The sequence below is a fragment of the Tistrella mobilis KA081020-065 genome (assembly GCF_000264455.2).
Taxonomy (GTDB): Bacteria; Pseudomonadota; Alphaproteobacteria; order Tistrellales; family Tistrellaceae; genus Tistrella; species Tistrella mobilis.
In genome coordinates, this window is record NC_017966.1 from 32,730 (window position 1) to 49,975 (window position 17,246).

The following is a 17,246-nucleotide window of genomic DNA, read 5'->3' on the forward strand; positions in this document are numbered from 1 at the left end:
CGCTATCCGGCGGTCAGCGCCTGCCGCGCCGCGGCAACCGCCGTGCCTGTATCGCCGCGGAAATGGACCGCGGGCGGGGTCAGCCCATGGCGGTGGAGCATGTGACGCACGGCGGGGCGGGCAGCGGCGATCCACAAGGTGGCGCCCTGGCGGTCGGCCTTGCGGCGGAAACCGTCGATGGTGGCGGCGCCGGTGGAATCGAGCAGGGGCACCGCGCTCATATCCAGCACGTAAGCCTTGGGGGCCGCGGCGCCGACATTGTCGAGCGTGGCGCCGACGGTCGCTGCGGCGCCGAAGAAGAAGGCGCCGGAGATGCGCAGCACGGCCACCGCGCGCTCGTCGCCTTCGGCCGGCTGCCAAGCGGTGCGGCCGCCGGTTTCGGGGCGGTCGCTGTCGGCGCGGTCGGGTTCGATCAGCGGCACGCCGGTCTCCACCGCCACCGTGCCGGCCATGCGGTGCAGGAAGATCAGCGCGCCCAGCGAGAAGCCGGCGACGATGCCGGCGGTCAGATCCTCGAACACCGTCAGCAGGAAGGTGACCGCCAGCACGGCGGCGTCCCCGCGGGAGGCGCGGAGCAGGATGCCGATCGCGTGGCGCTCGATCATGTTCCACGACACCACCGCCAGCACGCCGGCCAGCGCTGCGAGCGGGATATAGGCTGCGAGCGGCGCCGCGATCACCATGAAGCCCAGCAGGAACAGGGCATGCAGCATGCCCGAGACCGGGCCGCGTGCGCCCGAGCGGACATTGGTGGCCGTGCGGGCGATGGTGCCGGTCACGCAGATGCCGCCGAACAGGGCGGAGGCGATGTTGGCCACACCCTGGGCGACCAGTTCGCAGTTCGACCGGTGGCGCCGGCCGGTCATGGCATCGGCCACCACCGCCGAGAGCAGGCTTTCGATCGAGCCCAGCAGCGCGAAGGAAAGGGCGGCCGGCAGCACGGCCATGACCTTCTCGACCGAGATCGCCGGCAGGGCGGGGGCGGGCAGCATGGAGGGGATGCCGCCGAACCGGCTGCCGATGGTCTCAACCGGCAGGCCGGCGAGGGCGGCGACCAGGGCGGTGCCGACCACGGCGATCAGCATGCCCGGCAGGCGGGGGGCGAAGCGTTTGGTGCCCTGGATGATCAGGATGGCGGCCAGGGCCAGCGCGATTGCCGCCGGGCTGGCGGTGCCCGCGGCATCGGCCAGCGCGTGCAGCTTGGGCAGGATGGCGGCGGGTTCGGGGCCCGCCAGATGCAGCCCCGCCAGATCCTTGATCTGGCTTGAGAAGATGATCACCGCGATACCGGCGGTGAAGCCCACCGTCACCGGATAGGGGATGTATTTGATGAAGGTGCCGAGCCGGAGTGCCCCGATCGCAAGCAGGATCAGGCCGGAGAGCATCGTTGCCAGGATCAGCCCGTCGACGCCGTGGGTCGCGACGGTGGATGCCACCAGCACGATGAAGGCGCCGGCCGGGCCGCCGATCTGGAAGCGGCTGCCGCCGAGGGCGGAGACCAGAAAACCGCCGATGATGGCGGTGTAGAGGCCGCGTTCGGGCCCAACGCCCGAGGCGATCGCGATCGCCATCGACAGCGGCAGGGCGACGATGGCGACGGTCAGGCCGGCGATCGCATCGGCGCGCAGTGCGCCCAGGCCGTAGCCTTCACGTAGCACGGTGAGGAGTTTGGGGGTGAAAAGCTCCGCCAGGCGCGGGCTCTGGGCTGAGGCGGCCATCCGTTCCGGATCCCTTGGCATGATCGGCCCCTCCCCCGTCGGGGGCGGGCATGATCTGGGCCGGTGGCGGGGACAGGCGGTCAGCGGCCGGGCGGTGCCTCTTTCAGGCGCACGCCGCGACCCTGGCCGAGGCTCTGGGCCCCGTCGCCGATCAATTCCACGCCCGCCCGATCGAAGGCCTCGATCACCTTGGTCAGGGTGTCGACGACCCCGCGCACCGTCCCTTCGCTCGCCTCCATCCGCTGGATGGTGGGGAGCGACACACCGGCAAGCTCGGCCAGCTGACGCTGGTCGATGCCGAGCAGGGCGCGGGCTGCGCGCATCTGGGCCGCCGTGATCAAGGGGTCCTCCGGTCCGGACTGGCAATCCTCATGTTAGTACCTTCAAAAATGATGTCCAGAACATCAGTATCGGCGTTTACAGCATCAGGACTTGCATATGCTGCATGGCTCGGCTGCGCATCATAGCCGCTGCCCGGGGCTGCGTCAGGCTTGACTCGCAGTGTCATGTTTGTACTGTTCGATACAGAAATTATCAAACGGTACAGATCATCGGAGATCGCCCATGCGTCCGCCCATCCCACCCTTCACCGCCGAAGCCGCCGCCCTGAAGGTGCGCGCCGCCGAAGACGGCTGGAACAGCCGCGACCCTGAACGGGTCGCCGGCGCCTATACGCCCGACTGCCTGTGGCGCAACCGGGCGAGTTTCGTGCGCGGCCGCGCGGAGATCGTGACCTTCCTGACCGCGAAATGGACCCGCGAACTCGACTACCGGCTGATCAAGGAACTCTGGGCCACGGCAGGGGATCGGATCGCGGTGCGCTTCGCCTATGAATGGCATGACGACAGCGGCAACTGGTTCCGCTCCTACGGCAACGAGAACTGGGAGTTCGACACGGACGGGCTGATGAAGCGCCGGATCGCCAGCATCAACGATCTGCCGATCGCGGCGGCCGACCGCAAATTCTTCTGGCCCCTGGGGCGGCGGCCGGATGATCATCCGGGCCTGAGCGATCTGGGTCTGTAAGAGAGGGGAGGCGGCGCGACGCCATGGCACGGCTGGTCAGGGAACGCAGCGACATCATCCCGCTTCTGGGCGAGGTGTTCCGCGCCCATGGCTATGAGGGGGCCAGCTTGCAGGTGATCGGCGCCGCCACCGGGCTCGGCCGCGGCAGCCTGTACAATTTCTTCCCCGGGGGGAAGGAAGAGATGGCGGCGGCCGTGCTGGCCGATATCGACCGCTGGTTCCGGGACGAGATCTTCCGGGCCCTTGAGACCGCCGCCGCCTCGGGCGATCCCCATCGCGCCCGGGCGGCGATCGAGGAAACGGCGGCCGCGGTCGGGCGGTATTTCCGCGGCGGGCGGCGGATCTGCCTGGTCGGCGCCTTCGCGCTCGATGGTGTGCGCGACCGTTTCGCGGCGGCGGTCGCCAGCTATTTCCGGGCCTGGATCGATGCCCTTGCTGCGGCGCTGGACACAATGGGGCTTGCCCCCGGCACGGCGCGCGACCGGGCGGTCACGGCGGTCGCCGACATCCAGGGGGCCCTGGTTCTGGCCCGCGCGCTCGACGATCCCGGCCTGTTCGAAACCCGGCTCAGGGCGATCGTGACCGCCCTCACCGCAGATCCGACCGGGGCGGATTAGGCTCGGGGGCTCTGGTCGCGGCGCCCCTGCGGTCATATATGTGGGGGCTTGCCGTCGTCCCCCGCGTGAACAGGACCCGCCTCTGATGTCTCCGATCGATACCGGCCGCCTGAACGGCCGGTCCCCGGCCAGCCGGATCATGCGGTGGTTCGAGTCCCGGCTCGACCCCTATCCGCCGGCGGCGCCGACCCAGCCGCCGCGCGGGCTGGTCGCCTTCTGCCGCCATTACACCCGGGGGGCGGAACCCTGGCTGATCGCCATGGCGCTGCTCTCCACCGCCATCGCGCTGGCCGAGGTGGCGCTGTTCTCGTTCATGGGCTCGCTGGTCGATCTGCTTCAGGCGAACACGCCCGAGGGGCTGTTCGCGGCCGAAGGCTGGAAGCTCATCGGCATGGCGGTACTGGTGCTGGTGGTGATGCCGGCGATCGCGCTCGGCAATTCGCTGATCATCCACCAGACCCTGCTCGGCAATTTCCCGATGCGCATCCGCTGGAGCCTGCACCGCTATCTGGTGCGCCAGTCGATGAGCTATTTCCAGGACGAGTTCGCCGGCCGGGTCGCGACCAAGCTGATGCAGACCTCGCTCGCGGTGCGCGAGACCGTGATCAAGCTGCTCGACATGGGCAATTACGTGCTGGTCTACATGACCGGCGCCCTGATCGTCGCGGCCTCGGCGGACTGGCGGCTGATGCTGCCCTTCCTTGCCTGGATCCTGCTTTATGCCGCGCTGCTGCGCTGGTTCATTCCGCGCATGCGCGCGGTCTCTCAGGCCCAGGCCGATGCGCGGTCCGAGATGACCGGGCGGATCGTCGACAGCTACACCAATATCGCGACCGTCAAACTGTTCTCCCATGCCCGCCGCGAGGACGGCTATGCCCGCGACGCCATGGAGAGTTTCCTCAAGACGGTGCATCTGCAGATGCGGATGTCGACCGTGGTCCAGGTCGGCAATCTGTGTCTGAACTATCTGCTGATCGCCTCGGTGGCGGCGCTGGGCATCTGGCTCTGGACGGTGCAGGCGGTCAGCGTGGGCGAGATTGCGGTGGCGGTATCGTTCACGCTGCGTCTGATGGGCATGTCGCAGTGGATCATGTGGGAAATGGCCGGGCTGTTCGAGAATATCGGCACGGTCCAGGACGGCATGAACTCGATCTCGCTGCCCTACGAGGTGGCCGACCGGCCGGATGCGCGCGCGCTTGGCCCGGTGACGGGGGCCATCCGTTTCGATCACGTCGGCTTCAATTACGGCGGCCGCCGGCCGGTGGTGCGCGATTTCGACCTGGTGGTGAAACCGGGCGAGAAGATCGGGCTGATCGGCCGGTCCGGTGCCGGCAAGTCGACGGTGGTGAACCTTCTGCTGCGCTTCTACGACGTCGAACAGGGCCGGATCACCATCGACGGCACCGACATCGCGACCGTCACCCAGGATTCTCTGCGGGCGGCGATCGGCGTGGTGACGCAGGATACCTCCCTGCTGCATCGCTCGGTGCGCGACAACATCGTCTATGGCCGGCCCGATGCCGGCGATGACGAGATGATCCGTGCCGCCCGCCGGGCCGAGGCCGATGATTTCATCGCCACCCTGGTCGACAGCCATGGCCGCCGCGGCTATGACGCCCATGTGGGTGAGCGCGGGGTGAAGCTCTCGGGCGGTCAGCGCCAGCGCGTCGCCATCGCCCGGGCGATGCTCAAGGACGCGCCGATCCTGATCCTCGACGAGGCGACGGCCGCGCTCGATTCCGAAGTCGAGGCGGCGATCCAGGCCAATCTCGACCGGCTGATGGAGGGCAAGACCGTGATCGCCATCGCCCATCGCCTGTCGACCATTGCCGCCATGGACCGGCTGGTGGTGATGGATCAGGGCCGCATCGTCGAACAGGGCACCCATGATCAGCTGATCGCGGCCGGCGGCCTCTATGCCCGGCTGTGGCATCGCCAGTCGGGCGGCTTCATCCAGGCCGATGACGAGCCGGCAGAGGTGCTGCAGGGGGCCTGACGCCCCCTGTTTCTGCAAATCATGGGAGATCAAAGCCATATGGCCCTGTTGCGCCGCCTCGCCGCCCTGGCCCTGCTGGTGGCGGCGGCGATCGGGATCTTCCATGTCCTGGCCGGGATGCGGGCAGGGACCGTCCGGCCCGGTCTGGTGCTGATGACCGGCCTGCTCGCCATCGGGGTGCAGGTGGCGGCCCATCAGCTGGTCATCCACGGCCTTGCCCGCGGCGGCCGCAGGCGGGCCGCCGTCGCTGCGGTCTCGGCCTTGCTCGCGACCACGCTGTTCGCGGGCGGTGCCGGGGTGCTGGCCGATCTGATGATCACCCACCGGCAGATGATGATGACCGGCACCGGCGGCGCCATGCTGACCGTGGCCGTGCTGCTGCTCTACACCGCCTTTCTGGTGCTGGCGAGCCATCGGACGGAGCGGGTGGGGCGGGGGCCTGCCATCCTCTCCACCCTTCCGATCCTGGCAGTCCTCGGCTGGGCCGGCTGGCGGATCGCCTCAGGCCCGGGTTTCGCCGCCATCCCCGCCATCCTGGCCGACGGGAGCGGCGCCGACCGGCTCGCGTTGGCCTGCGTCGCCCTGATGACCATCGGGCTGGTGGCGCAGGGGGCACGCCAGCTGCTGAAACGACAGGTCACCCCGGATCTGCCGTCAGGGCTTCCGGCGCCGTCCTATCGCGATGGCGGAGTTTATGTGCCGGAGTCCGGGTGGGACGGGAGCGGTGACGGTGGGGATGGGTCCTGCGACTGATGGTGCCGAACGAGAAGCGGGGGCGGATGCCGTGCACCCGCCCCCGCCCGGCCATACCGGAGGGACCCGTGTTTCCGGTATGGCTCACTTCGTCTTCGTCACGCCCCAGAAGCGGTCGAAACCGGCCGACCAGGGGGTGTAACCCTTGAGGTCGGGCGCCGTGGCGATGACGCGGACGTCGTTGTAAAGGCCGATCACCGGCACCGCCTCGGCCATGCGGCTGTGGATGCGGTCGAAGATCTTGCCGCGGACCGCCGGATCCATGGTCTGCTTGGCGGCTTCCAGCAGCTTGATCGCGTCCGGATCGTCCCAGCTGGCGCTGGGCTGTTCGGTCTTGTCGCCGATGATCGAGGAATAGGCGAGCGCCGGATCCAGCCGCGAGGAATAGACGAAGGACTGCATCTGATACTTGCCCTGCAGATAGTTCTGCAGCTGCGTCGCCCAGTCCAGCACCTCGATCTGGGCGTTGATGCCCGCCGCCTGCATCATCGCCTGGGCGGTGACCGCGGTTTCGTGATAGCCGCCGGGGCGCATATTGGTCTGGATGCGGATCGGCTCGCCCTTATAGCCGGCCTCTTTCAGCAGCTTCTGCGCAAGCGCCGGATCATAGGCCGGCCACTGATCATGGGTGGCGTTGTGATAGGGGCTGGCGGTGGCGACGCCGGACGGATTGGCGGTGGCGACGCCTTCGCTGGCGACCGCTACAACCGAAGGCACGTCGATTGCGTGCGCAATCGCCTTGCGGATGCGGGGGTCCTTCAGCACCGGATCCTGGATCTGGATCAGCAGCAGGTGCCAGGACAGGATCGGCTGTTTGTAGATCGACACCCCGCGGCTTTCGGCCTCCGGGATCTCGGCGGCGCCGAGTTCGGGCACGAAATCCAGCTCGCCGGCATAAAGCGCGTTCTTCATCACCGTGCCGTCGGGCGCGATCAGGAAGCGCAGATGATCGGCCAGCGCCGGCTTGGCGCCGGTCATGCCGTCCGACGGGCCCTCGCGGCCGGTATAGCCGTCGAAGCGGTCCAGCTCGACATAGCGGCCGGGCTTCCAGTCGCCGATCACATAGGGGCCGGTGCCGACCGGCGCCTTCCAGCTGCCGTCTTCATTGACCGAGGACGGGTGCAGGATGGCGGCGTTGCACTGCAGGTTCGACATGAACAGCGGCAGCATCGGGTTCGGCTTTTCCAGCCGGAACACCACCGCATAGGGCTCGGGCGTCTCGATCGCGGTGATCGCAGCACCCTGTTTGCCGTCGAAGAAGCGCTTGCACTGCCAGGCGGTCTCCGCCTTCAGATAGCGGTTCCAGCTCCAGGCGACATCGGCCGAGGTCATCTCGGCGCCGTTCTGGAAGTGGACGCCCTTGCGCAGCTGAAAGCGCCAGGACAGGCCGTCGGCCGAGGGCTCGAAGCTTTCCGCCAGGACCGGGCCGACCGACAGATCCTGACGGTGGCCGACCAGCCCCTCGACCACGTGGTTCATGATCAGATCCGCGGTGCCGTCGCGCTGCACGCCGGGATTGGTGCTGCGCAGATCGGTCGGGATCGCGATGGTGATCCGTTCCGTCCGCTGCGCTTCATCGGCGGAAAAGGCAGTCTGCGGCAGGATCAGCGCCGCGGTGACGACGGCCGCGGCGCCAAGCTGCCGCGTGGTCACGCAGGTCATGGGTCTTCCCCTTCCCTTCGCTGGGTGATGGTGAAGCGACACCGGCGGCACACCACCGGTCCCCGTCACGAGCCGGCCGGACATTGTTTTCGGATCGTCCGGTCCGGGAGTATTGCGGGGGCGGGGCGCATGCTCCCCATGCGCGCCGCCCGATCTGGTGTCTGCGTCAGGCCCTGGTGGCGGCCACGGCCCCGGCCAGGAAGTCCTGGACGGCGCCGACCACCTTCAGCCCTTCATGGCGCACGCCCGGCAACAGGTCGAGCCGCACGGGAATGCCCTTCGCCTCGAACGAGGCCTTCAGGCTCCGGATCTTGTCGACCCGGGTGGCGCCGGCGATGTTGGCATCGGGCATCCAGCCGGGCATGCCCGGCTTCAGCGTGATTTCCCAGGTGTCGAGATCGGCATCGCCCACCACCATCTGCACCGCCACACGGCGCATGGCGTCGACATCGGGATCGGTGCCGAACACCTCGCGCAGATTGCGGATGCCGACCCACCAGTCGCGATCCTCGTCCAGCAGGGTCACGCCGCCGGGCGCGCCGATCGAGACCGCGAACAGCCGGTCGGCATGCAGATAGAGGAAGCGGTGGGTGAAATGGCCGCCGCCCGAAAAGCCGAACAGGGCCACGCGCGAGACGTCGATGTCGTAGCGCTTGCCCACCAGATCGACCATGTCGAGCACCAGCCGGTCGAAGCGCATGTCGTGGAATTTGATGCGCTTATAGTTCGACATCTCTCCCGGCTCGATCAGCCCGACGGGAAAGAGCGGCGCCAGCACGATGCAGTCATGGGCGTCGGCAAAGGCGGCGAAATGGTCGCGATAGGCCGCCGCGGTGCGGCCGGTGCCATGCATGGCGACGATCAGCCGCCAGCGCCGGCGCGCCTCGGCATCGGCCGTGGCAAAGCTCTTGGGCACATAGAGGCAATAGGAGACGCGCTGTTCGTTCGGCAGGGCGAAGAAGGGCGTCGGCCCGAAATCGTAGAAGTTCAGATGCGGCTGCGCGAGGGTGATGCCGTCGGGGATCATGGGCGCGGGCTCCGGCAGGGTCGGGAGGGCAAGGCAGGCGGGGGACGGCCCTGGCTCGTCTTCGAGCATAGGACCGCCCGCCGCGAAGGCCAAGGGCAAAAACTGCTTTTATGACGGTTATAGTGCAGAACGATCATTGGCGGCACCGGCCAGCCGCCAACCGCCGCCGGGTGCCGGCTCCAGCACAGGTGCGGCGGCGAGCAGTGCGCGGGTATAGGCATGGCGCGGCCGGGCGAAGAGGTCTTCGGTCGCCGCCGTCTCGACGATCCGGCCATCCTTCATCACCGCCACCCGGTGGGCGATGCGGCGCACCACCGACAGCGCATGGGTGATGAACAGGCAGGAAAAGCCGTGGCGCTGCTGCAGATCGCCGAACAGGTCCAGCACCTGGGCCTGAACCGTCATGTCCAGCGCCGAGACCGCCTCGTCGGCGACCACGAAGGCCGGGCGGCGGACGATGGCGCGGGCGATGGCGACCCGCTGGCGCTGGCCGCCCGAGAGTTCATGCGGCAGGCGCTTCGCATAGGCCGCGCCCAGCCCGACCTCTTCCAGCACCTCGTCCACCCGGCGACGCGCGTCTTCAGCCGAAAGCCCGGGCACATGGCGCAGCGGTTCCGCCACGATCCGCCCCACGCCATGGCGTGGGTCCAGCGACGAGAACGGATCCTGGAACACCATCTGGCAGTCCAGCCGCCGCGCGCGGGCCTCGGCGCCGGTGGTGCGGGCGAGATCGGCACCGCGGAACATCAGCTGCCCGCCGCTCGGCCGGGTGAGGCCGACCAGGCAGCGGCCGATGGTGGTCTTGCCCGAGCCGCTTTCGCCGACCAGCGCCAGGGTCTCGCCCGGCGCCACCTGAAAGCTGACCCCGTCGACGGCGCGCTTGTCGGGCTGGCGCTTCAGCATCCGCCGCCGGCCCTTGTGGATCACCACCAGATCGCGGGCCTCCACCACCGGCACATCGGCCCGGGCGGGCGGCGCCAGACGGCGCGGCCGCGGCATCGCCTCCAGCAGGTTGCGGGTGTAGTCATGCTGCGGGTCGAGCAGGATCCGTGCTGTGGGGCCGCGCTCGATCACCCGGCCGCCGCGCATCACCACCACGTCGTCGGCATAGCGCGCCACCAGCCCCAGATCATGGCTGACCAGCAGGATGGCGGTGTCGTTCTCGCGCGCCAGCTCTACCATCAGCTCCAGCACCTCGCGCTGGACCAGGGTATCGAGCGCGGTGGTCGGCTCGTCGGCGATCAGCAGCCGGGGCTTCAGCAGCATCACCGAGGCGAGCATGATCCGCTGGCGCATGCCGCCCGAGAATTCATGCGGCCAGGCGCCGAAACAGCGCGCCGGATCGTCGATCCGGATGCGGGCGAGCATGGCGAGCGCCCGCGCCCGGGCCTCGGCGCGGCCGATCCTCTCGTGCAGCATCAGCCCTTCGACCAGCTGCGCGCCCACCGACAGGGCCGGGTTGAGCGAGACCATCGGTTCCTGGAACACCATGCCGATCTGGCCGCCGCGCACCTTGCGGCGCGCGGCCCCTTCGAGCGTGGTGATGTCGCGGCCGTCGAACAGGATCCGGCCGGACTGGCGGATCAGCGGTGCCGGCAGCAGGTCGAGCACCGCCCGCGAGACCACGGTCTTGCCCGAGCCGCTTTCGCCCACCACCGCCAGAATGCGGCCGCGCGCGATCGACAGGCTGGCATCTTCCACAACTGTTGGTCCGTGTTCTAGGCCAACAGACAGCTTTTGGATGTCTAGAAGCAGGTCGCTGGTCATGCGTTGCGCATCCTGGGATCGAGCCGGTCGCGCAGCGCATCGCCCAGCAGGCAGATGCCGAGCAGGGCCATGGTGATGCAGGCGCCGGGGAAGATGGTGAGCCAGTCGGCCTGGGCCAGATAGGGCCGGCCGGCGGAGAGCATCGAGCCCCAGGTCGCCGCCGGCGGCGGCACGCCGAGCCCCAGGAAGCTGAGTGCGCTTTCCGACAGCAGGGCCCAGCCGAACATGGAGGTGGCGAGCACGATGATCGGCGAGGCGGCATTGGGCAGCACATGCACCGCCATGGTGTAGAGCGTGGAATTGCCGGTGACGGCCGAGGCCTCGACGAATTCCCGCGCCCGCAGCGACATCACGATGCTGCGCACCACCCGTGCCATCGAGGGGGTATAGGCGATGCCCAGCGCGATCACGATGCTGGTCTCGCCCGGCCCCATCACCGCCATCAGCCCCAGCGCCATCAGAATGCCGGGGAAGGCGAGCAGCGCATCGATGACCACGGCCAGCATCCGGTCGACCGCGCCGCCCAGAAAGCCGGCCAGCACGCCGATCGGCGCGCCCAGCAGCGTCGCCACCGCGACCGTGGCAAGCCCGATCGACACGCTGGTGGTGGCGCCGCTCATCAGCCTTGAGAGCACGTCGCGGCCGAATTCATCGGTGCCCAGCCAGTGCAGTTCCGAGGGCGGCTGCAGGCGATGGGGGATGCTCAGCGCCATCGGGTTGTAGGGCGTCCAGACGGCGCCGGTGACGGCAAGCATCAGCACGATGCCGACCAGGATCACCCCCAGCCACAGCCCCGGCTGAAGCCGGCGACGCAGCGGTTTCAGGCCGCGGGTATCGGCGGTGGAAGCAGGTGCAGAGGTCATGCCGCAACCCTCGGATCGAACAGCGGGTGGAGCAGGTCGACGATAAGGTTGATCACCACGTAAAGCCCGGCGATGAAGAGAAGCCCGCCCTGGACGACCGGATAGTCGCGGGCATAGATCGCATCGACCAGTAGCCGGCCGAGACCGGGCAGCGAGAAGATGGTTTCGGTGACCGCAATGCCGCCCAGAAGATTGCCCAGGATCAGCCCGACCAGGGTCAGGGTCGGTGCGAAGGCGTTGGGAAACACATGGCGCGCCATCACGGTGTGTTCCGGCAGCCCCTTGGCGCGGGCATGGGTGACGTATTCCAGCCGCAGCACCTCCACCGTATTGGCGCGCGCCATGCGGGTCAGGATGCCGATTTCGACGATGGTCAGCGTCAGCACCGGCATGACCAGATAGGCGAGCGCCCGGCCGGCATCCTCGGCGAAGCCGACATAGCCCACGATCGGCAGCCAGCCCAGATTGAGCCCCAGCCACATCAGGATCAGCAGCCCCAGCCAGAAGGTCGGGATGGACATCAGCAGGGTGGCACAGGCGGTGATGGCGAGATCCGTGCCGGCCCCGCGCCGCCAGGCCGCGATCATGCCCAGCGGCACCGCGACCAGGGTCGCGATCAGGACAGCCGGGAAGACCACGCCGGCCGTGACCGAGAAGCGATCGGCCACCAGCTCTGCCACCGGCAGGCCGTTGGTGATGGACTGGCCGAGATCGCCCGAGGCCAGCCGCTCGACCCAGAGCACGAACTGCCAGGGCCAGGGGCCGTCCAGCCCATAGGCCTGACGCAGCGCCTGAACCGTGGCCGGATCGGCCTGATCGCCGAGCATGGTGGTGACCGGATCGCCTGGAATCGCGCGGATCAGCACGAAGACCGCAAGCGCCACCACCACGAGTGTCGGGATCGCCGACGCCAGGCGGTAGAGGATGAAGCGCAACATGGCGGGCTCCTTTTTTGTTGGTCCCTCGCCGGGCGGGCGCTGCCGCGCCCTTGGCCGCCGCCTCAATGGCGGAAGTCTGTATGGCCCTCGCCGGGCGGCCACTGCCGTGGCCTTGGCCGCCGCCTCAATGGCGGGAGTCTGTTCGACCCTCGCCGGGCGGTCACTTCCGTGGCCTTGGCCGCCGCCTCAATGGCGGGAGTCTGTTAGTCCCTCGCCGGGCGGCCACTACCGTGGCCTTGGCCGCCGCCTCAATGGCGGCTTGGGCCAGCCGTTGCAAGGGGCAACGACTGGCCCCGGCTCGTCGTCAGGCGCGGGGGGCGGTGATCGCGCCGTCCATGTCCAGCGTGTAGGTGGTGAAGCGGGTCGACAGGGCCGGCATGGGGCAGACCTCCATCAGGCCCAGCGCCGGTTCCATCACCACCATGGCGACGGTGGAGGAGATGGAGCCCCCGGCCCCCGGCCGGGGCGGGCGGCAGACCGAATAGGGGACGCCGAAATCGTCGAAGAAGGCGGCCTTCAGCACGTCGCGGTCGATCTGCCCGGCCTTGGCCGCCAGCGCCCGGCGCACCCGCCAGTCGCGATAGAAGCTTTCCGGCACGAAGGGGATGCCGGTGTCGCGGATCTTGGTGCGGGCGATGTCGCCGATCCAGTGATTGGCATGCACGATCATGCCGTTCTCGTCCGGCCAGATCGGGAAGGCCTCGTCGGGGGCGCATTCGAAATCGATCGCGAAGCCTTCCGACCAGCTCAGCATCATGTTGTTCGAGGCCGATTTGGGCGTGCAGGACACCGCCTTCATCGCCAGCGCCATATGCTGCTGTTCCAGCGCCTTGCGCCGGATCAGCGCCAGCGGCACGCCGACCTGGGCGTAGTCGCGGTCGCTTTCCAGATAATTGGCGGTGATGGCGATGCCGGCCGAATTCAGGCCGCAGCGCGCCAGGCCGCCGGCTTCGGTCATGGTCAGCAGGTCGGGGCCGTCGTCGCGGCGGATCTTCAGCACCACGGTGGTGTGGGCGCATTCCGGCCGCCAGTCCCAGTTCTGGCCGTGGATCAGCCGGCCATGGGCCGTATGGCTGCCCAGGATCACCGCACCGGTGCATCCGTCCGGCTCCTCGTCCGGAATGCCGGCGCGCTGGCGGCCGATCTGCAGGATTTCGGTGCGGGCATTGATCAGCAGGATGTGTTCAAGGTCGCAGCCCGCCCCCTCGGCGATGCCGCGCATCTCTTCCACATAGGCGGGGTCGAAATTCTCCACCAGCGGCAGGAATTCCCGCGCGATGGCGGCGATCGCCGACCAGTCGTGGTTCATCGCCCGGAGCTGGGCGGTGTAGAGCGCAACACTGCCCAGAACCTGGGATTTCAGCGCCGCGCCATAGGTCCGCCCCCGCTCGACGGGGGTGCCGCGCAGCTCGACCATGGGGAAATCGACGACATCGGCGGCAGATGTCGGGGCCACGGGTGGGATCATCGGGGGAGGTTCCTTGGAAGAGGGCTGACCCATGTTGCACTGAAGGCGTGCAGAAGACAATTTTTCCGGGCCGGACCGCGCCGGGCGCAGCGCCGTGCAACCCGTGCTTGATCGGCGGCCGAAGCCGTGGTTAACAGGGGATGCATGCGCGCGGCCGGCCGGCGACCGGGCGCGCCTTCCCCACAGAGCAGGCTGTCTTTTCGATGGTGACGATGCCCGAGGCCGAGGACGACGCCGCACCGCAGGCCGGGCTGTCGGCCCTGCAGATCGAGGTTGCCCGCCGCATCCTGGAACGCATCCGCGACGGCCGCTGGGCGCCGGGCGAACGCGCGCCGGAGCTGGCGCTGGCCAAGGCGCTGGACGTGTCGCGCACGCCGGTGCGCCGGGCGCTGGAACTGCTGGAAAGCGAAGGGCTGATCGCCCAGTCGCCCGGCCGCAGCTTCCGGCTGATCGAGGATCCCGCCGCCATCGAGGCCGCCGCTGCCCGCGTCGAGGCCCGGCTGCCCGCCTCGGATACCGAGCGGGTCTATCAGATGATCATCGCCGACAAGGCCCAGGGGCGCATCGCCCAGGATGTTTCCGAGGCCGAGCTGCTGCCCCGCTATGGCGTCTCTCACGGCACGCTCCGCCGGGTGCTGATCCGCCTGTCGACCGAGGGGCTGGTCACCCGCCAGCCCGGCCATGGCTGGCGCTTCGTCGACAGCCTGGACGACGACGACGCGGTGACCGAAAGCTATGCCTTCCGCATCGCCATCGAATGCCAGGCCCTGGCTCAGCCCCGCTACCGGGTCGACACCGCCCGCTTCGCCGAGCTGCGCGCCGCCCATCTGAAGGTGCTGGCCGCCGATCGCGAGACGCTGGACGAGCGCGAATGGTTCCGGGTCAACGCCGCCTTCCACGAGGCGATCGTGGCCGGCGCCGGCAACCGCTTCTTCGACCAGGCCATCGCCCAGCAGAACAATCTCCGCCGCATCCAGGAACGCGACGAGTTCCGCCGGCTGACGCCTGATCGGGTGGTGCAGTCCTGTTGCGAACATCTGGCGATCCTCCAGGCGATCGAGGCCGGCAACCGCCGGCTGGCGGCGGCCCTGCTCCGCCATCATCTGGCCCAGGCGGCGGAGTTCCCCGAGGACGAGGGAGGGAGTCTTTTTTTAGCCCCTCGCCGGGCGGGCACTGCCGTGCCCTTGGCCGCCGCCTCAATGGCGGGAGTCTGTTTGACCCTCGCCGGGCGGCCACTTCCGTGGCCTTGGCCGCCGCCTCAATGGCGGCTGGGAGCCCTGTGGTCCTGCGGCGGGGAAGAGGCTCACTGGCGATAGTGCGCGGCCATTTCGGCGGCGAGGGCACGGTCTTCGTCGCGGGGGCTTTCCGCCAGCGCGCGGATCACCGCGGCGCGGTCGGCCTCGGGTCTCTCCTGGCTGAACTTGGCCAGGGCCTCCACCGTCTGGATGACGATCTCGAAGGCCTGGATCCGCGGCAGCATCGCCTGGATGTCGGCCTCGTTCAGTTGATCCAGCGGCCAGGGCTGCGGTTGCTGCGCCTCGAAATGCGCAACCGTGCGGGCAAGCGCCGCGCGGTTGGCCTCAGGCCCGGTCAGCAGGCGGATATGTGGCCGGTCACGTGCAGCGCCGAATAGTTCCAGGTCGGCGCATCGGCCCCGGTGACGTACCAGGCGGGGGAGACATAGCCGTCGGGCCCCGTGAAGACCGCCAGCACCGGCACGCCGTCACGAAGCCGCGCCGCCTGCGGGTTGACGCAGGCGATATGGCCGAGCAGCCGGTCGCCGGGCGCCAGGCCGTCATCCAGCCTGAGCAGCGGCAGATGGCTGGCCAGCGGCGCACCGCCCTGGGGCGGCACATCCACCAGCATGGCGAAGCCGTGGGCGTCGACGAAGGCCGCGCGGCGCGCGGCCTCCTCAATGCGATAGCGTGCGGGTGCATACATGGCGACGGGTGTCCTCAGCCGCGCGAGGCGTGGACCGGCGGCAGATGCTGCGCCCAGGGCGCCGCCTCTTCGATCCGCGCCGCCAGGCGGAACAGCGTCGCCTCGTCGCCGGGACGGGCGATGAACTGCACGCCGACCGGCAGGCCGCCGTCGCTGAAGCCGCCCGGCACCGACATCGCCGGCTGGCCGGTGACATTGGCGATATGGGTGAAGCCCAGATGGCCCAGCACCCGCGCGAGATAGACGTCGAGGTCCAGCCCGTCACTGTCCAGATAGCCATGGGCCATCGGCGCCTGCGGCAGGGTCGGGGTCATCAGCAGGTCGTAATCGCCGAAGAAGCGGCAAAAACGCCGGGCCTCCGCCCCCATCCGGCCGCGGGCATCCAGCAGCGCCGGCGCCGGCGTGGCCCGGCCGCGTTCCGCCGCAGCCAGAATGCCGCCTTCGACCGTGCTGCGATCGACCGGCCGGCCCATGATCTTCGACAGGTCGTCGACCTGCGCCGCATCATAGGCGCAGACCATCAGCTTCAGCGCCTCGGCAACCGCCTCGCCGTCATAGACCGGCACGGCCTCGACCACCTCGTGGCCCATCTCTTCCAGCAGCTTCGCCATGCGCAGCGTGGCAGCGCGGACATCTTCGGTCACCTCCACCGGCACCGGCGGGGTCAGGCTGAGGGCGATCTTCAGCCGGCCGGGGGCGGCGGCGACCTCTTCGAACCACGGCCGGGTCTTGGGCGGCGCAAAATAGGGGGCGCCGACATCCGGGCCGTCGGTCAGGTCCAGCATCAGCGCGCTGTCGCGGACGCTGCGGGTGACGACGTGTTCCGAAACCAGCCCACCCCACAGATCCCACGACACCGGCCCGGCCGGGGTGCGGGCGCGCGAGGGCTTCAGCCCGAAGGTGCCGGTCGACGAGGCCGGGCAGCGGATCGAACCCGCGCCGTCATTGGCATAGGCGATCGGCACCATGCCGGCGGCCACCGCCGCCGAAGAGCCGCCACTGGAGCCGCCGACGCTGAAACCATGCTTCCAGGGATTGTGCGTCGGCCCATTCGCAACCGGTTCGGTTGTGGCGTTGGAGCCGTATTCCGGCAGATTGGTCTTGCCGACCACGATCACGCCGGCCTTGCGGTAGCGCGCCATGATCTCGGTGTCGTAATCGCGGGTGAAACCGGCGGCCAGGCGGCTGGCATTGGCGCTGGGCACACCGGCATAGGACTGGCAATCGTCCTTCAGCAGCACCGGCACGCCATAGAGCGGGGTGGCCGCGGGATCGAGCCGGTCGAGCGCCGCCAGCTGCTCTTCGGCCTGGGCCTCCATGCGCATGATCACGGCATTCAGGGCAGGATCGACCCGGTCGATCGCGGCAAAGGCGGCCGCGACGGCCTCGCGCGGGCTCACTTCCTTCGCACGGATACGCGCGGCCAGCGCGACGGCATCATCCGTCGCATAGGTCTCGACGAAGCTCATC

Annotated in this window: 16 protein-coding genes and 1 pseudogene; 5 read left to right on the plus strand and 12 right to left on the minus strand. The window is 69.0% G+C overall.

Annotated elements, in window-relative coordinates; translation table 11 throughout:
- Positions 1–2 precede the first annotated feature (2 nt).
- Positions 3–1,718 (minus strand): SulP family inorganic anion transporter, encoded by a 1,716-nt coding sequence (locus TMO_RS20980; protein ID WP_014752793.1) that lies wholly within the window; start codon positions 1,716–1,718, stop codon positions 3–5.
- Positions 1,719–1,798: 80 nt separating this feature from the next.
- Positions 1,799–2,059 carry a helix-turn-helix domain-containing protein gene (locus tag TMO_RS20985; protein ID WP_014752794.1) on the minus strand — a complete coding sequence of 87 codons (261 nt, stop codon included), beginning with the start codon at positions 2,057–2,059 and terminating at the stop codon, positions 1,799–1,801.
- 223 nt (positions 2,060–2,282) lie between these two features.
- On the opposite strand from TMO_RS20985, the gene TMO_RS20990 reads away from it, so the two are divergent.
- The 4 genes from TMO_RS20990 to TMO_RS21005 all read left to right on the plus strand — a co-directional run bounded on the left by TMO_RS20990 (position 2,283) and on the right by TMO_RS21005 (position 6,110).
- A complete protein-coding gene (locus TMO_RS20990) occupies positions 2,283–2,744 on the plus strand; it encodes a DUF1348 family protein (RefSeq protein WP_014752795.1) in 462 nt (153 codons plus the stop codon).
- A 23-nt stretch (positions 2,745–2,767) separates the two neighbouring features.
- Positions 2,768–3,361, plus strand: coding sequence for a TetR/AcrR family transcriptional regulator (locus tag TMO_RS20995; protein ID WP_014752796.1), 594 nt, complete (start codon positions 2,768–2,770; stop codon positions 3,359–3,361).
- Positions 3,362–3,446: 85 nt separating this feature from the next.
- Positions 3,447–5,357 (plus strand): ABC transporter ATP-binding protein, encoded by a 1,911-nt coding sequence (locus TMO_RS21000; protein WP_014752797.1) that lies wholly within the window; start codon positions 3,447–3,449, stop codon positions 5,355–5,357.
- Positions 5,358–5,396: 39 nt separating this feature from the next.
- Positions 5,397–6,110: a hypothetical protein gene (locus TMO_RS21005; protein WP_014752798.1), complete on the plus strand. Its 714-nt coding sequence runs from the start codon at positions 5,397–5,399 to the stop codon at positions 6,108–6,110.
- Positions 6,111–6,194: 84 nt separating this feature from the next.
- Here the strand turns inward: TMO_RS21005 and TMO_RS21010 are convergent, their stop codons facing one another.
- From TMO_RS21010 to TMO_RS21035, 6 genes are all read right to left on the minus strand, one after another.
- Positions 6,195–7,772 carry an ABC transporter substrate-binding protein gene (locus tag TMO_RS21010; RefSeq protein WP_014752799.1) on the minus strand — a complete coding sequence of 526 codons (1,578 nt, stop codon included), beginning with the start codon at positions 7,770–7,772 and terminating at the stop codon, positions 6,195–6,197.
- 166 nt (positions 7,773–7,938) lie between these two features.
- Positions 7,939–8,799 (minus strand): hydrolase, encoded by an 861-nt coding sequence (locus tag TMO_RS21015; RefSeq protein WP_041607295.1) that lies wholly within the window; start codon positions 8,797–8,799, stop codon positions 7,939–7,941.
- A gap of 117 nt (positions 8,800–8,916) precedes the next feature.
- Positions 8,917–10,566 carry a dipeptide ABC transporter ATP-binding protein gene (locus TMO_RS21020; protein ID WP_041607296.1) on the minus strand — a complete coding sequence of 550 codons (1,650 nt, stop codon included), beginning with the start codon at positions 10,564–10,566 and terminating at the stop codon, positions 8,917–8,919.
- Positions 10,563–11,321: an ABC transporter permease gene (locus TMO_RS21025; protein WP_051045603.1), complete on the minus strand. Its 759-nt coding sequence runs from the start codon at positions 11,319–11,321 to the stop codon at positions 10,563–10,565. The genes TMO_RS21020 and TMO_RS21025 overlap by 4 nt, the downstream gene beginning before the upstream one ends.
- A gap of 104 nt (positions 11,322–11,425) precedes the next feature.
- Positions 11,426–12,367 (minus strand): ABC transporter permease, encoded by a 942-nt coding sequence (locus TMO_RS21030; protein WP_014752803.1) that lies wholly within the window; start codon positions 12,365–12,367, stop codon positions 11,426–11,428.
- 304 nt (positions 12,368–12,671) lie between these two features.
- Entirely contained in the window at positions 12,672–13,835 is a 1,164-nt protein-coding gene (locus TMO_RS21035; protein WP_014752804.1) for a C45 family autoproteolytic acyltransferase/hydolase, read from the minus strand.
- A 203-nt stretch (positions 13,836–14,038) separates the two neighbouring features.
- Between TMO_RS21035 and TMO_RS21040 the strand changes: the two genes are divergently transcribed.
- Complete coding sequence (locus TMO_RS21040) at positions 14,039–15,151, plus strand: GntR family transcriptional regulator (protein ID WP_187297865.1); 1,113 nt, start codon at positions 14,039–14,041, stop codon at positions 15,149–15,151.
- On the opposite strand, the gene TMO_RS32670 is transcribed toward TMO_RS21040, so the two are convergent.
- The 4 genes and pseudogenes from TMO_RS32670 to TMO_RS21050 all read right to left on the minus strand — a co-directional run bounded on the left by TMO_RS32670 (position 15,139) and on the right by TMO_RS21050 (position 17,245).
- A complete protein-coding gene (locus TMO_RS32670) occupies positions 15,139–15,315 on the minus strand; it encodes a hypothetical protein (RefSeq protein WP_014752806.1) in 177 nt (58 codons plus the stop codon). The genes TMO_RS21040 and TMO_RS32670 overlap by 13 nt on opposite strands.
- A gap of 21 nt (positions 15,316–15,336) precedes the next feature.
- A pseudogene (locus tag TMO_RS32945) lies at positions 15,337–15,504 on the minus strand (hypothetical protein); the annotation flags it as partial.
- Positions 15,426–15,776, minus strand: a complete 351-nt coding sequence (locus tag TMO_RS32675; RefSeq protein ID WP_014752807.1) for an FMN-binding negative transcriptional regulator — start codon at positions 15,774–15,776, stop codon at positions 15,426–15,428. The pseudogene TMO_RS32945 and the gene TMO_RS32675, both read right to left, overlap by 79 nt.
- Positions 15,777–15,790: 14 nt before the next feature.
- Entirely contained in the window at positions 15,791–17,245 is a 1,455-nt protein-coding gene (locus tag TMO_RS21050) for an amidase (RefSeq protein WP_014752808.1), read from the minus strand.
- Position 17,246: the final 1 nt, after the last annotated feature.